15 protein-coding genes are annotated in these 14,366 nt (G+C 42.2%); all 15 read left to right on the top strand.

The genetic code is table 11. The features are described 5' to 3' along the window. Positions 1-46 precede the first annotated feature (46 nt). The 15 genes from fliL to PAT01_RS08710 all read left to right on the top strand — a co-directional run bounded on the left by fliL (position 47) and on the right by PAT01_RS08710 (position 14,321). Positions 47-580, top strand: a complete 534-nt coding sequence (gene fliL / locus PAT01_RS08780) for a flagellar basal body-associated protein FliL (protein WP_154945352.1) — start codon at positions 47-49, stop codon at positions 578-580. 9 nt (positions 581-589) lie between these two features. Beyond that, entirely contained in the window at positions 590-1,681 is a 1,092-nt protein-coding gene (gene fliM, locus PAT01_RS08775) for a flagellar motor switch protein FliM (protein WP_004588297.1), read from the top strand. 20 nt (positions 1,682-1,701) lie between these two features. After that, positions 1,702-2,100 carry a flagellar motor switch protein FliN gene (gene fliN / locus PAT01_RS08770; RefSeq protein WP_004588298.1) on the top strand — a complete coding sequence of 133 codons (399 nt, stop codon included), beginning with the start codon at positions 1,702-1,704 and terminating at the stop codon, positions 2,098-2,100. Next, the gene (gene fliO / locus PAT01_RS08765) at positions 2,097-2,480 is read left to right on the top strand and encodes a flagellar biosynthetic protein FliO (RefSeq protein ID WP_004588299.1); all 384 of its coding nucleotides are present in this window, start codon (positions 2,097-2,099) and stop codon (positions 2,478-2,480) included. Before fliN ends, fliO begins: the two co-directional genes overlap by 4 nt. Positions 2,481-2,484: 4 nt before the next feature. Next, complete coding sequence (gene fliP, locus PAT01_RS08760) at positions 2,485-3,228, top strand: flagellar type III secretion system pore protein FliP (RefSeq protein ID WP_024032315.1); 744 nt, start codon at positions 2,485-2,487, stop codon at positions 3,226-3,228. A 42-nt stretch (positions 3,229-3,270) separates the two neighbouring features. Beyond that, on the top strand, positions 3,271-3,540 hold the full coding sequence (gene fliQ / locus PAT01_RS08755) for a flagellar biosynthesis protein FliQ (RefSeq protein ID WP_004588301.1): 270 nt from the start codon (positions 3,271-3,273) through the stop codon (positions 3,538-3,540). Positions 3,541-3,542: 2 nt separating this feature from the next. Further along, a complete protein-coding gene (gene fliR / locus PAT01_RS08750) occupies positions 3,543-4,322 on the top strand; it encodes a flagellar biosynthetic protein FliR (RefSeq protein ID WP_096739258.1) in 780 nt (259 codons plus the stop codon). 8 nt (positions 4,323-4,330) lie between these two features. Further along, entirely contained in the window at positions 4,331-5,464 is a 1,134-nt protein-coding gene (flhB, locus tag PAT01_RS08745; RefSeq protein WP_054983002.1) for a flagellar biosynthesis protein FlhB, read from the top strand. Between the two features lie 205 nt (positions 5,465-5,669). Next, complete coding sequence (flhA, locus tag PAT01_RS08740) at positions 5,670-7,781, top strand: flagellar biosynthesis protein FlhA (RefSeq protein ID WP_004588304.1); 2,112 nt, start codon at positions 5,670-5,672, stop codon at positions 7,779-7,781. A gap of 22 nt (positions 7,782-7,803) precedes the next feature. After that, positions 7,804-9,279 carry a flagellar biosynthesis GTPase FlhF gene (gene flhF, locus PAT01_RS08735; protein WP_154945351.1) on the top strand — a complete coding sequence of 492 codons (1,476 nt, stop codon included), beginning with the start codon at positions 7,804-7,806 and terminating at the stop codon, positions 9,277-9,279. After that, the gene (locus PAT01_RS08730) at positions 9,272-10,132 is read left to right on the top strand and encodes a MinD/ParA family ATP-binding protein (RefSeq protein WP_054983003.1); all 861 of its coding nucleotides are present in this window, start codon (positions 9,272-9,274) and stop codon (positions 10,130-10,132) included. Before flhF ends, PAT01_RS08730 begins: the two co-directional genes overlap by 8 nt. A gap of 26 nt (positions 10,133-10,158) precedes the next feature. Then, positions 10,159-10,869, top strand: coding sequence for an RNA polymerase sigma factor FliA (locus PAT01_RS08725; protein ID WP_024032309.1), 711 nt, complete (start codon positions 10,159-10,161; stop codon positions 10,867-10,869). A 41-nt stretch (positions 10,870-10,910) separates the two neighbouring features. Next, complete coding sequence (gene cheY / locus PAT01_RS08720) at positions 10,911-11,294, top strand: chemotaxis response regulator CheY (RefSeq protein WP_004588308.1); 384 nt, start codon at positions 10,911-10,913, stop codon at positions 11,292-11,294. Positions 11,295-11,309: 15 nt separating this feature from the next. Then, a complete protein-coding gene (locus tag PAT01_RS08715) occupies positions 11,310-12,077 on the top strand; it encodes a protein phosphatase CheZ (protein WP_004588309.1) in 768 nt (255 codons plus the stop codon). 15 nt (positions 12,078-12,092) lie between these two features. Next, positions 12,093-14,321, top strand: coding sequence for a chemotaxis protein CheA (locus tag PAT01_RS08710; protein ID WP_154945350.1), 2,229 nt, complete (start codon positions 12,093-12,095; stop codon positions 14,319-14,321). Positions 14,322-14,366: the final 45 nt, after the last annotated feature.

Here is a 14,366-nt window from a genome sequence, read left to right as displayed (position 1 = left end):
ATAATAACTAAAACAAGCAAGTACCTTTGCTAAAAAAGGAATCACAATGGCCGAAGAAACAAGTTTAGAAATAGAAGAAACCGGTAAAAGCAAAAAAAAGCTGATCATAATCATAGTGGCAGTACTGCTTGTTGTTGGCGGTGGTGCAGGCTATTTTTTTATGGCGGGCGATGATGCACCCATTGAAACATTAGATGAAGAAACAACAACCGCAGCGCAAAGCGACTCGGCTACACCTTCAGGCTCTTCAGCTGAAATGGGCAGTGCCTTGTATGTTGCTATGCCAAGACCCTTTGTGTTTAATGTACCTGGGTCAAGCAGAGATAGAATTGTACAAATAAAAGTGCAATTACTTGTGCGTGGCGATGTAAATGAAGAAACCGCTAAAAAGCACATCCCACTGATTGAAGGCACCTTATTAAGTGTGTTTTCAACCACCACAGCTGATGAACTCAGCACTAGTGCAGGCAAAGAAACATTACGCTTTACTGCGCTTGAAAAAGTGCAAGCTGCGCTGAATGATGTTGAAGGCACTAAAGTAATTGAGCGGGTATTGTTTACCGGCTTTGTGATGCAATAAGGGGCTAGCGTGAGCGATTTATTATCCCAAGACGAAATTGATGCACTCTTACACGGCGTTGATGAAGTCGAAGAGGAAGATATACACGAAGGTGAAGACGGCGAAGGCAGTACATTACAGTACGACTTTTCTTCGCAAGATCGGATCGTGCGTGGTCGCATGCCGACCCTTGAAATTGTTAACGAGCGGTTTGCTCGTCATATGCGAATAAGCTTATTTAACATGATGCGCCGCACCGCAGAGGTGTCGATTAATGGCGTACAAATGATTAAATTTGGCGAATATATTCATACCTTATTTGTACCAACAAGTTTAAATATGGTGCGTTTTAGACCACTAAAAGGCACTGGCCTTATCACCATGGAAGCACGTTTAGTGTTTATTTTGGTAGATAACTTTTTTGGTGGTGACGGGCGTTACCATGCCAAAATTGAAGGCCGCGAATTTACCCCTACCGAACGTCGAATCGTGCAAATGCTACTAAAAATTATCTTTGAAGATTACAAAGAAGCATGGGCACCGGTTATGGACGTGTCGTTTGAATACCTCGATTCAGAAGTAAATCCAGCAATGGCTAACATTGTGAGCCCTACTGAGGTTGTGGTTATTAGCTCTTTTCATATTGAATTAGATGGCGGTGGCGGCGATTTTCACATTGCTCTGCCGTATTCAATGCTTGAACCCATTAGAGAGCTATTAGATGCGGGTGTACAATCGGATACAGAAGACACCGATTTGCGCTGGAGCAAAGCTTTACGCGATGAAATTATGGACGTTGAGGTGGATATGTCGACTCAACTTCTTGAGGTGGATTTGTCTCTTAAACAAATAATGGAACTTAAAGCGGGCGATATTATACCGGTAGAAATGCCAGAGCATATTACGGTATTTGTTGAGGAGTTACCTACATTTAGAGCTAAAATGGGTCGCTCTCGCGATAACGTTGCGCTACAAATTAGTGAAAAAATTAAACGCCCTGATTCAGTTAAATCTGAGCTGCATGTATTTACCAAAGGCGGCAAGAAAATTGATTCAGATGCAGAATTAGCAGAACTAGAAGATGATTTACACCTTTCTGACGGTGTAGACTTAGACTGGTAATTGATTAAAAGGTTAAAAGTATGAGCGATGATCAAGACACAATGGACGAGTGGGCAGCAGCCCTAGCTGAAGCTGAAGGCGGTGATGAGAGCGCCGAAGCGCATGTAGCAGAGCTTGATGAACTAAGTGATGCTAAACATGAACTTAGCGGTGACGAAAAGCGTAAACTCGATACAATTTTAGATATTCCTGTGACTATTTCTATGGAAGTAGGGCGCTCTAAAATAAATATTCGTAACTTACTGCAGCTAAACCAAGGCTCTGTTGTTGAACTAGACCGTGTAGCCGGCGAACCACTGGATGTATTAGTAAATGGTACGCTTATTGCCCATGGCGAAGTGGTTGTAGTGAATGATAAATTTGGTATTCGTTTAACGGATGTTATTAGCCAGGTAGAGCGGATCAAAAAATTACGATGAGCTCCCTTGCTGCTTTAACAAACTCAGTATTTACAAAGGCAGAAACGTTAACACCTACGGCCGACATTTTGTCTATGGTGTTGTCGTTGGTTGCGGTGCTAGTACTGATTGTAGTGCTGGCATTTTTTGTTAAAAAACTTAACCCAAATTTAGCTAATAGCGAAGAATTTAAAGTGGTACGAAGCTTACCGCTTGGCTCACGAGAGCGCTTAATGGTGGTTGAAATAGATAATGCACAGCATTTATTAGGGGTCACCCCGCACAGTATTAACTACTTACATAAATTAGACACGCCGTTAAGTGAAAAAGAACTGCCAGAACTTGCTAAGCGATTTAGCAAACTACTAAACCCGCAAACGAATCAAAATAAAAAGAATTAACCCTATGATAAAGTGGCTGCTGATTATTTTAGCTGTGTTATTTGTACCTGCTGCAAGCAGTGCAGAGGGCATAGACGCTCTAACCATTACAACCAATGCCGACGGGACGCAAGATTACTCTGTAACCTTGCAAGTACTGGCAATTATGACGGCGCTGAGCTTTATTCCTGCTGCCATAATTATGATGACTTCGTTTACCCGAATTATTGTTGTACTGGCCATTTTGCGCCAAGCCATTGGTTTACAATCAACACCTTCAAACCAAGTTTTATTAGGGATGTCGCTTTTTTTAAGTATTTTTATTATGGCGCCTATTTATCAGCAAGTTAACGAGCGCGCGATAGAACCCTATTTAAATGAACAAGTTACATCGGTACAAGCATTAGAGCTTGCAAAGGAGCCCATGAAGGCCTTTATGCTCTCGCAGGTACGATTAAAAGATTTAGAAACGTTTGCCAAAATAGCAGGTTATGACCAGCTTGACTCGCCAGAGGCCACACCGCTTATTGTGTTAATACCTGCATTTGTGACCAGTGAACTACAAACCGCGTTTATCATTGGTTTTATGTTTTTTATACCGTTTTTAATTGTGGATTTAGTGGTTGCCTCGGTATTAATGGCCATGGGTATGATGATGCTCTCGCCCATGATAGTGTCCTTGCCTTTTAAAATAATGTTATTTGTACTGGTCGATGGCTGGAGCCTAGTAATGGGCACGTTAGCCAAAAGCTTTGGCTTAGGGACATAAACCATGTTTTACATTCGCACTTTTAAACATTAGGAGTACAACATGGAACCAGAAATTTTTGTTGATATTCTTAGCGATGCACTGTTTTTAGTTATTAAGCTGGTATCAGCTATTGTGGTACCTGGTTTACTTGTTGGTTTAGTGGTGGCGGTGTTCCAAGCGGCAACCTCAATTAATGAACAAACCCTAAGTTTTTTACCGCGCTTATTAATTACCATTGGAGCACTTATTGTAGGTGGGCATTGGCTTACTCAAGAGCTAATGGATTTTTTTACCCGCCTAGTGTTACTCATTCCTGAAATTGCAGGCTAATTGTGGAATTTCCTTTTTCTGTTGTTATTCAATGGTTAAGTGATTTTTTACTGCCTTTAGTTCGCATCAGCTCTATGATCATGATTATGGCGGGCTTAGGCGCAAAAAACGTACCTACACGCATTAAAATGGGATTGGCGGTAGTGGTAACGTTTTTAGTGGTGCCAGCGCTGCCTCCTGCAACATTTACTAATTTATTTTCTTTTGAAATGGTGCTGGTGGTTATACAGCAAATGTTGATAGGTGTTGCGATAGGTTTTGCCTCTACGCTAATGCTAAATACCTTTGTGCTTGCTGGGCAAATACTGGCAATGCAAACCGGTTTGGGCTTTGCCTCTGTTATAGACCCTTCAAATGGTGCAAGTGTGCCTGCAGTTGGCCAGTTTTACTTAATTTTAGCGACCTTGTTATTTTTTGTTTTTAATGGCCATTTAATGATGATTCAAATGGTGGTGCATAGTTTTTCGGTGTTGCCTATAAACGGCCAGTGGTGGGCTGTTGATCATTACTGGGACATAGTAACGTGGGGCAGCTGGATGTTTACCACTGCATTGGTATTGGCTTTAGCCCCCCTAACGGCCATGCTCATTATTAATATTTCATTTGGTATTATGACCCGCGCAGCACCGCAATTAAACATTTTCTCAATAGGTTTTCCGTTTACATTAGTTGCCGGTTTAATGATTATTTGGGCCACCTTGGGTAATTTTGTAACCCAATTTGAATTTCAGTGGTTAAAAATGATTGAGCTAATGTGTAGCCTTGTTGGCTGTACGGTGTAGGAGGGGCAATGGCTGAAGATTCAGGACAAGAAAAAACAGAAGAACCCACCTCCAAAAAGCTCGAAGATGCTAAAAAGAAAGGCCAAATAGCACGCTCAAAAGAATTAGGTACTATGTTTGTACTTATTTTTTCTGCAATTTCGTTGCTGTTATATGGGCCCGAAATAGGCAAAGGCTTATACAATATTATGGGCAGGATGCTGTCTTTAAATCGCAGCGAAACCTACGACACCACTAAAATGTTTGCGGTGTGGAGTGAGGTGGCCAGTGCGTTGCTGTTTCCTATGGCGATGTTTGTTTTAATTATTGTTATTGCAGCATTTATAGGAAATACCTTACTCGGCGGCTTTAACTTTAGTTGGGAAGCCGCGGCACCTAAACCCAGTAAAATGTCGCCAATGAAGGGTTTTAAACGCATGTTTGGCCCACAAGCAGCGATAGAGCTTGTAAAATCTATATTGAAGTTTGCGCTGGTGGCTATTTTTGCGGTGTTTTTGATTCAAACTTTTTTTGATGAAATTTTGCATTTAAGTATTGAAAGCGCACCTAGTAATATAATTCATGCCCTTGAAATACTCTCGTGGATGTTTTTAGGGTTGTCGTGCACTTTGGTGATTATTGCCGCAATAGATGCGCCTTATCAAAGTTATAACCACAACAAACAACTTAAAATGACTATGCAGGAGATCAAAGACGAGTACAAAAACTCAGAGGGTGATCCGCAAATTAAAGCGCGCATTAGGCAAACACAAAGACAAATGTCGCAGCGAAGAATGATGCAAGATGTCCCCGATGCCGACGTAATTGTAACCAATCCTACTCACTATTCTGTGGCGCTAAAATACGATACTGAGCGAGCAGGTGCACCGATTGTACTTGCCAAAGGGATAGATGAAATGGCTATGCAAATTCGTAAAATAGCCAAAGGTAACGAAGTGCCGATTGTAGAATCTCCTATGCTTACGCGCGCGCTTTATCATACCGCCGAAATAGGCCAACAGATCCCAGATCAGCTATTTACCGCTGTCGCACAAGTTTTAGCTTATGTATTTCAGCTTAAACGGTTTAAAAAAGGCCGCGGAAAGCGCCCCATCCCTCTTAAGTCTAAACTTCCTATTCCGGATGATTTTAAATACGATTAGGGTAAGCTGAGCTAACCACACTTTACAGGGGCGCCTTGCCTAAATACCAATACGGGGCTGCAAATTCAAACCATAAAGCCCATACGCTCTTGTCTCTAACCAGCTTTAAATTTTGCATCAATACTCAATGAATCTATTGCTGACTCTATACTTGGAATAGTTATTGCAGTTTCAGGCTAGTGTCAATTTATTGAATTGTAGAGTTATGGATTTTAAAGCGGTATTACAACAACTTAACAAAGATAAAAAAGAGTATGCCAAAGGTGTTGGCACACCGCTATTAGTACTTGCAGCGCTGGGTATGGTTATTTTACCGCTGCCGCCATTTCTTCTTGATATATTATTTTCATTTAATATTGCCCTTGCCTTAGTTGTTTTACTTGTGACTGTTTACACCATGAAACCTCTCGAATTTGGCATGTTTCCGGCGGTACTGTTAATCGCTACAATTATGCGTTTAGCCCTCAATGTTGCCAGTACACGCGTGGTTCTCCTTGAGGGTCACAACGGGGGCGATGCGGCTGGTAAGGTAATTGAAGCGTTTGGCTCAGTGGTTATTGGCGGAAACTACGCGGTAGGTTTAGTGGTTTTTTTAATTTTGATCATCATAAACTTTGTAGTAATAACCAAAGGTGCTGGGCGTATTTCTGAAGTATCGGCTCGTTTCACGTTAGATGCTATGCCGGGTAAGCAAATGGCGATAGATGCCGACTTAAACGCTGGCTTTATTAGTGCAGAGCAAGCACGTGAGCGCCGCAGTGAAGTAACCCGCGAAGCTGACTTTTACGGCTCTATGGATGGGGCGAGTAAGTTTGTAAAAGGCGATGCCATTGCCGGTATCGTGATATTAATTATTAATATTGTTGGCGGCTTATTTGTGGGCATGATCCAACACGACTTGAGCTTTAGCCGCGCAATGGAAGTATATACTTTACTTACCATTGGTGACGGCCTTGTGGCGCAGCTTCCTTCATTATTACTCTCTATTGGTACTGCTATTGTTGTTACTCGCCAAAACGAATCACATAACATGGGTGAGCAATTTAAAGCCCAATTAGGGAACGAAAAATCATTATTTATCGCCTCAGGTATTTTAATCATTATGGGGTTAGTTCCGGGTATGCCTCATATTGCTTTTTTAAGTTTAGGCGCACTACTTGGCTACTTAGCTTACTTTACTCAGCAGCAAAAATTAAAAGCCGCTGCTCTAGCAGCCCAAGAGGCTGAAAGTGGTACCGTTGCCGGTACTGGCGTTGCAAACAAGCAAGAGCAAAAAGAGCTAGGATGGGACGATGTACAACAAATTGACGTTATTGGCTTAGAAGTTGGCTACAGGCTTATTCCGCTTGTTGACCAATCTCAAGGTGGTGAGCTGCTCAACCGAATTAAAGGGGTGCGTAAAAAGTTATCTCAGGAGCTTGGCTTTTTAGTACCGCCTGTACATATTCGCGATAACTTAGAGTTAGACCCTAATGCGTACCGTATTACCATGATGGGTGTTTCAAGTGGTGAAGGCGAGCTCAAACATGGCGATGAACTGGCCATCAACCCAGGGCAAGTATTTGGCCCTATTAAAGGGGTTGAAACCAAAGACCCAGCATTTGGCCTAGATGCGGTGTGGATAAAGCCTGATCAAAAAGACGAAGCACAGTCACTAGGTTACACCGTGGTTGACTCAGCCACTGTGGTAGCCACCCACATTAGCCAGTTATTAACTAACAGTGCCGCATTATTACTAGGGCATGAGGAGGTTCAAAACCTGCTTGATATGTTAGCTAAAAGCCATCCACGTTTAGTCGAAGGGTTAGTGCCAGAAGTACTACCACTGACAACCGTTGTAAAAGTACTGCAAAATTTATTAAACGAAGGTGTGGCTATTCGTGATATGCGCTCTATTGTTCAAACCCTTGTAGAGTACGGCCCACGTAGCCAAGATGCCGATGTTTTAACAGCTGCAGTGCGTATTTCGCTGCGCCGTTTAATAGTTCAAGACGCTGTGGGAATGTCATCAGAAATCCCTGTCATAACCTTGGCGCCTGAGTTGGAACAGATGTTGCATCAGTCATTACAAAATGCAGGCGACGAAGGTGCCGGAATAGAACCAAGCCTTGCTGAGCGACTTCAAACATCATTAAACGAAGCGCATCAGAATCAAGAAATGGCCGGAGAACCTTCAATATTGCTAACGTCAGGAATGTTACGCACTGTGTTATCTCGTTTTGTTAAGTACACCATACCGGGTTTAAGGGTGATGTCTTATCAAGAGGTACCAGATGAAAGACAGATCAAGATTGTCAGCTCAGTAGGCCAACAATAAAGATTTTAACAGGGGTTGAACCATGAAGATTAAACGTTTTTTTGCCAAAGATATGCGCACCGCACTGAAAGAAGTTAAAGATGAGCTAGGTGTTGATGCCGTTATTATGTCGAACAAAAAACTCGCTAATGGTGTAGAAATTGTTGCCGCAGTAGATTACGACAAAGCAGCCCCTAAAGCCGCAGCACAACCACAGGCAGCGCCTGCTCCGCAAAGAGCCGTGCAACAGCCTACTCATAACTTTGTAAAGCCAGAGCCTAAGCGTGCGCAACCTGAGCCACAAGCAAAAGTAGCTGATAGCTTACAAGCTTTATTAGAGCGTCAGTCGCCACGCCCTCGCTCTCCTGAGCTAGCCTCTATGTTTTCGCAATCAGGTATTGATACGTCTGAGCATTACCAAGAGCCAGCACAGCCACGTACGACAAATATGTTTGCTCGCGAAAATGAAGCGCCAAAACGCATGCAAACCCAAGCAGACAGCCTAGGCTTTGATGACTTAGATCAAGACTTTGACGAGTTAGATGCGCCGGTTGCACCACGTAGCCAAACTAATAACAACGAAAGTGCCCAAATGAGCGCGATGCGTGATGAAATGAACGCAATTCGCCAGTTACTAGAACACCAAGTATCGGGTTTAATGCAGCAAGATATGGCACGTCGCGACCCTACACGTGCATGCATGATTGACCGTTTAGTTGGCATGGGAATAGATAAAGACGTTGCAGAGCAAATGGCGTGTTTTATCCCAGATGACGTATCGCGTCAGCAAGGTTGGAAAGCATTATTGCAAATGGTTGAAGATCAAATGCAAACCACCAATAACGAAATTCTTCGCCAAGGAGGTGTGTACGCCCTTGTTGGGCCTACTGGTGTAGGTAAAACAACCACAGTAGCTAAACTTGCCGCATTAGGCGCACAAAAGTATGGCGCCGACAAAGTTGCCCTAATCACCACTGATACATACAGAATTGGTGCTTATGAGCAGCTTGCAACATATGGTCGTATTATTGGTTGTGGTGTTAGACAAGTAAAAGATGCTAATGAATTAGCTGAAGTTTTATATCATTTACGCAATAAGCGTCTAGTATTAATTGATACAGCGGGTATGAGCCAACGTGATTTACGCCTTACAGAGCAATTAAATACGTTAATGCGCAACCAGCGAGTAGATATACGTAGTTATTTAGTATTAAGTGCCACAGCACAAATAAATGTACTGCAAGAAACCGTAAGACATTTTAAAAAGGTTCAGCTAAGCGGTTGTATTTTCACTAAGTTAGATGAATCATTAAGTTTAGGTGAGATTATTAGTATAGCGATTCAAAATCGCCTTCCAATAGGGTATCTTACTAATGGTCAGCGTGTACCAGAAGATATTCGCGTTGCAAATGCTGAAAAACTAGTAAAAAAAGCTGAGCAATTGTATTTAAAAAGAGCAAAAGCACAACATTCAAGGCACCAAGCAGTGGCGCCAAGCACAGTAGGGATGTATGATTAACACAGTATTAGATCAAGCAAGCGGCCTGCGCAAAATGAGTCAAAACAACAACAACGGCGTAAAAGTTATCGCTGTCACCGGCGGTAAAGGAGGGGTGGGTAAAACCAACGTCTCTTTAAATACTGCTATTGCTTTAGGGCAGCAGGGTAATCGTGTATTAGTATTAGATGCCGATTTAGGCCTAGCTAATTGTGATGTAATGCTAGGACTACGTGTTGAAAAAAACTTATCTCATGTCCTTTCAGGCGAGTGCGAACTTGACGAGATTTTAGTTGAAGGCCCAGGCGGTATTAAAATCGTGCCTGCTACATCAGGCTCGCAAAGTATGGTGGAGCTAACCCCATCTGAGCATGCTGGGTTAATTCGTGCCTTTAGTGAGCTTAATACCGAATTTGATATTTTAATTGTAGATACCGCCGCTGGTATTTCTGACATGGTGCTGAGTTTTTCTCGTGCAGCGCAAGATGTCATGGTGGTGGTGTGTGACGAGCCGACCTCTATTACTGATGCCTACGCGCTTATTAAAGTACTTAGCCGCGAGCATGGCGTTTATAAATTTAAAATTGTTGCAAACATGGTGCGCAGTATGCGCGAGGGCCAAGAGCTTTTTGCAAAGCTCTCTAAAGTAACAGACCGCTTTTTAGATGTGTCTATGGAGCTTGTTGCGACTATTCCATATGATGAAAATATGCGTAAATCTACGCGTAAACAAAAAGTAATTGTCGATCTTTTCCCTAATTCACCAGCAGCAGTTGCGTTTAAAACATTAGCGACAAAAGCAGTAAAATGGCCTATACCTAATCAACCTTCAGGACATTTAGAGTTTTTCATTGAGAAGCTAGTAAACGGCTGATTATGACAACATCGGTGAAAAGAGCTATGGGATATCAATCAACACAAAATTTAAATGTGATTGTTGAAAAGCACGCGTCGCTTGTCAAAAAAGTGGCGTGCCATTTAATAGCTCGTCTTCCTCCTAGTGTTCAGCTTGATGACTTAATTCAATCGGGAATGATTGGCCTTATCGAGGCCTCAAAAAACTTTGACGCCAGTAAAGGGGCAAGCTTTGAAACGTTTGCTGGTATTCGTATTCGCGGCGCTATGCTTGATGAAATGCGCAGAGGGGATTGGGCTCCACGTTCGGTGCACCGCAAAAGCCGATTAGTAGCCGAAACCATCACAGAATTAGAAAATAGCTTAAATAGAGAACCAAAAGATACTGAAGTAGCTGAAAAACTTGATATTTCGCTAGAAGAATACCATCATATTTTAAATGATGTTAATTCCAGTAAAGTGCTTGGTATAGAAGACCTAGGGGTAGATGAAGATGTTATTAGCCCTGCAGGTCAAGATTTAGCGCTAGACAAACCATTTAATAATGTTAAAAATGAACGGTTTAATAATTCATTGTTAGAGGCAATAAAGTCTTTACCAGAGCGAGATGCAATGGTGCTTTCTTTGTATTACAACGATGAAATGAATTTAAAAGAAATTGGGCATATACTCGATGTAAGTGAATCGCGTGTAAGTCAGATACATGGTCAGGCGATGATTAAGCTCAAAGCAAAAATCAATGACTGGATAAACTAGTAGTAAGTAAATTATAGGTTAAGACCTCACCGGAGGATGTTTTGGATAAAAACATGAAAATTCTTGTTGTTGATGATTTCTCTACAATGAGACGTATTATAAAAAATCTGTTGCGTGACCTAGGGTTCACGAATGTTCAAGAAGCTGACGATGGTTCTACAGCATTACCTATGTTGCAAAATCAGGTTTTTGACTTTGTTGTAACCGATTGGAACATGCCAGGCATGCAGGGTATTGACTTGCTAAGAGCCATTAGAGCTGACGAAAAATTAAAACATATTCCGGTTTTAATGGTGACGGCAGAAGCTAAAAAAGAACAAATAATAGCGGCAGCGCAAGCAGGTGTTAATGGCTATATTGTTAAGCCATTTACTGCTGGTACTTTGAAAACTAAATTAGAAAAAGTGTTTGAACGCTTAGGTTAATGAGAGGAGAGGCTTATGTCAGCACCAGCTGCGCCTCAAATTACTTTAGAACAAGCTCGTCAGCTCGTCGTTTTTTTAGAAAATGGTGAGCAAGATAAAGCTGATCAATTAATTTTAGATACTGCCTCTCAAGAGCAATCGCAGCTTTTTGCTGAAGTAGGTAAGTTAACACGCCAATTACACGAAGCCCTTAAAAGCTTTGAACTTGATACGCGTTTAACCGATTTAACCACTGATGCAATTCCGGATGCGAAAAAGCGCTTAAACTATGTCATGGAAATGACAGAAAATGCAGCTAATAAGACAATGGATGCGGTCGAAGCAAGCCTCCCTATTGCGCAGCAGCTAGCAGATGAAATTGCACATATTAAGCCTACTTGGGATAGGCTTATGAACCGCGAAATAGAGCTGGGCGAGTTTAAAACCTTATGCCACAGCATCGACAAGTTTATGAACAGCTCTCATCATAAAACCGATGAGTTGCAAACTTTAATGACCAATGTACTAATGGCGCAGGATTTTCAAGATTTAACCGGCCAGGTTATCCGCCGTGTAATTGAATTAGTCAGAGAAGTAGAAGAAAGTTTAATCCACCTTTTAACAGCATTTGCTGCACAAGATGACAGCATAGCTGAAAGTAAAGAACAACAAGAAACAGAAGAACTGGTTGCCGCACAAACATTAGCAGGTCCTGAAGGCCCTATTATTGATAAAGAGTCGCGAAATGATGTTGTATCTGACCAAGACGAGGTCGATGACCTATTATCAAGTTTGGGCTTCTAAGAGGAGAGTAACTGCATGAGCTTTGAAGTCGATGAAGATATTTTACAAGACTTTCTTGTAGAGGCCGGAGAAATCCTAGAGCTTTTATCTGAACAGTTAGTTGAGCTAGAAAATAACCCAGAAGATACTGAGTTACTAAATGCTATTTTTAGGGGCTTTCATACCGTAAAAGGGGGAGCAGGCTTTTTAGCTATGACTGAGCTTGTTGATGCCTGTCATGGTGCTGAAAACGTATTTGATCTCTTACGCCAAGGGGTTAGAACCGTTAATTCAGAATTAATGGATGTGATTTTACAAGCACTAGATACCATTAATGAAATGTTTGCCACTATTCAAAACCGCGAACAGCCAGACCCAGCAGACCCTCAATTACTAGAAACCCTTCATAAACTTGGCCAACCGCCTACGGATGACGAGCTTACTGAAACAGCCCCCGAAGTTGTTGAACAAGAACCCGCAGCTCCCGTTAGCGCAACAGATGATGAAGACCCATTTGCATTTGATGAACTATTTGATGCGGCAGGTTCAAGCCCTTCAGCAGATAGCACGCAAATTGATGAAATTACAGAAGATGAATTTGAAAGCTTACTCGATGAGCTACACGGCAAAGGCCAAAGCCCGGTGTCGCAACCAAGTGCAAGTGCAGAGCCAGATTCAAGTTCAGATATTACCGATGATGAATTTGACAGTTTATTAGATGAATTACACGGTGTAGGTAGTTTTGGTCCGGTTGCAGGAGATACTTCAAGTAGTGAGCCAGAAGTAAAACACACAGTACCACCAGCGGCTGTTACAAATGATAGCGGTGATGATGAAATCAGCGATGATGAATTTGAAGCACTGCTTGATGAACTGCATGGTAAAGGCGCCGCACCAGAATCAAAAGAAGCTGACACACCTGCACCGCAGCCACCTAAGGCTGCACCTGTAGCACAAACGCCAGCAAAACCTACGCCAGAAAAGCCTACGCCAGCACCTGCAGCAAAACAAGCTCCGGCGGCTAAAGCCGCTGCGCCTACACCTAAAGTGGCTGAAAAACCAGCGAGTAGCGCTGCACCTAAAAAAGCTACGCCTCCACCTGCTGAAACCACAGTACGTGTTGATACAAAGCGTTTAGATCAAATAATGAATATGGTTGGCGAGTTGGTATTAGTACGAAATAGGTTGGTCAGTTTAGCGACCAATACAGACAGTGAAGCGATGGGTAAGGCGATATCAAATCTTGATGTGGTTACTGCTGATATTCAAGGTGCAGTAATGCAAACGCGAATGCAGCCTATCAAAAAAGTGTTTGGCCGATTCCCTCGCGTAGTACGTGACTTAGCCCGTAGCTTAAATAAAGAAATTGATTTACAGCTTGTAGGTGAAGAAACCGATTTAGATAAAAACTTAGTTGAGGCACTGGCCGATCCGTTGGTGCATTTAGTACGAAACTCAGTTGACCACGGTATTGAAATGCCAGCAGCGCGTGAAGCTGCGGGTAAGCCTAGAACCGGTAACGTTACATTATCGGCTTCGCAAGAAGGCGACCATATTTTGTTAACCATTAAAGATGATGGTGCAGGTATGGATGCGGAAAAACTGAAAAAAATAGCGATCAGTAAAGGCGTTATTGACCATGATCAGGCAAGTCGCTTATCAGATACAGAAGCGTATAACTTAATATTTGCACCAGGCTTTTCGACCAAAGAAGAGATATCTGATATTTCTGGCCGTGGCGTAGGCATGGATGTAGTAAAAACTAAAATTACGCAGCTTAATGGCTCTGTGAGTATACAGTCAGAGTTGGGCGTAGGGACTATTTTAGAGATAAAAGTACCATTAACACTGGCTATTTTACCTACGCTGATGGTTATTGTTGGTGAGCAAACGTTTGCGTTACCACTTGCTGGTGTGAGTGAAATATTCCACTTAGATTTAACCAAAACCAATGTGGTAGATGGTCAGCTTACAATTATTGTTCGTAAAAAAGCGATACCGCTATTTTACTTAGAGCATTGGCTAGTCAAAGGTGCTGATTGTTCTCAGCGAAAAGCGCAAGGTCATGTGGTAATTGTACAAATAGGTACTCAGCAAGTTGGCTTTGTGGTTGATTCATTAATTGGCCAAGAAGAAGTTGTTATTAAGCCTCTTGATGCGTTATTACAAGGTACGCCTGGAATGGCTGGTGCAACAATTACATCTGACGGTGGCATTGCGCTGATTCTGGATGTACCTAATATGCTTAAGCATTACGCAGGATAAAATGTAGGCATACCTGTGTATGCCTACACATAAATTTAATAAGAG

Source organism: Pseudoalteromonas atlantica (assembly GCA_007988745.1).
Lineage (GTDB): Bacteria > Pseudomonadota > Gammaproteobacteria > Enterobacterales > Alteromonadaceae > Pseudoalteromonas > Pseudoalteromonas atlantica.
The sequence above is the reverse complement of the archived record's forward strand: the minus strand, read 5'-3'. Positions and strand labels throughout refer to the sequence as shown.

Excerpts from the sequence above, each read along its gene's own strand:
- fliO (WP_004588299.1), top strand. The coding sequence starts at position 2,097 with ATGAGCTCCCTTGCTGCTTTAACAAACTCAGTATTTACAAAGGCAGAA.
- fliN (WP_004588298.1), top strand. The coding sequence starts at position 1,702 with ATGAGCGATGATCAAGACACAATGGACGAGTGGGCAGCAGCCCTAGCT.
- PAT01_RS08730 (WP_054983003.1), top strand. The coding sequence starts at position 9,272 with ATGATTAACACAGTATTAGATCAAGCAAGCGGCCTGCGCAAAATGAGT.
- PAT01_RS08715 (WP_004588309.1), top strand. The coding sequence starts at position 11,310 with ATGTCAGCACCAGCTGCGCCTCAAATTACTTTAGAACAAGCTCGTCAG.
- flhB (WP_054983002.1), top strand. The coding sequence starts at position 4,331 with ATGGCTGAAGATTCAGGACAAGAAAAAACAGAAGAACCCACCTCCAAA.
- PAT01_RS08725 (WP_024032309.1), top strand. The coding sequence starts at position 10,159 with ATGGGATATCAATCAACACAAAATTTAAATGTGATTGTTGAAAAGCAC.
- flhF (WP_154945351.1), top strand. The coding sequence starts at position 7,804 with ATGAAGATTAAACGTTTTTTTGCCAAAGATATGCGCACCGCACTGAAA.
- PAT01_RS08710 (WP_154945350.1), top strand. The coding sequence starts at position 12,093 with ATGAGCTTTGAAGTCGATGAAGATATTTTACAAGACTTTCTTGTAGAG.
- flhA (WP_004588304.1), top strand. The coding sequence starts at position 5,670 with ATGGATTTTAAAGCGGTATTACAACAACTTAACAAAGATAAAAAAGAG.
- fliL (WP_154945352.1), top strand. The coding sequence starts at position 47 with ATGGCCGAAGAAACAAGTTTAGAAATAGAAGAAACCGGTAAAAGCAAA.
- fliP (WP_024032315.1), top strand. The coding sequence starts at position 2,485 with ATGATAAAGTGGCTGCTGATTATTTTAGCTGTGTTATTTGTACCTGCT.
- fliQ (WP_004588301.1), top strand. The coding sequence starts at position 3,271 with ATGGAACCAGAAATTTTTGTTGATATTCTTAGCGATGCACTGTTTTTA.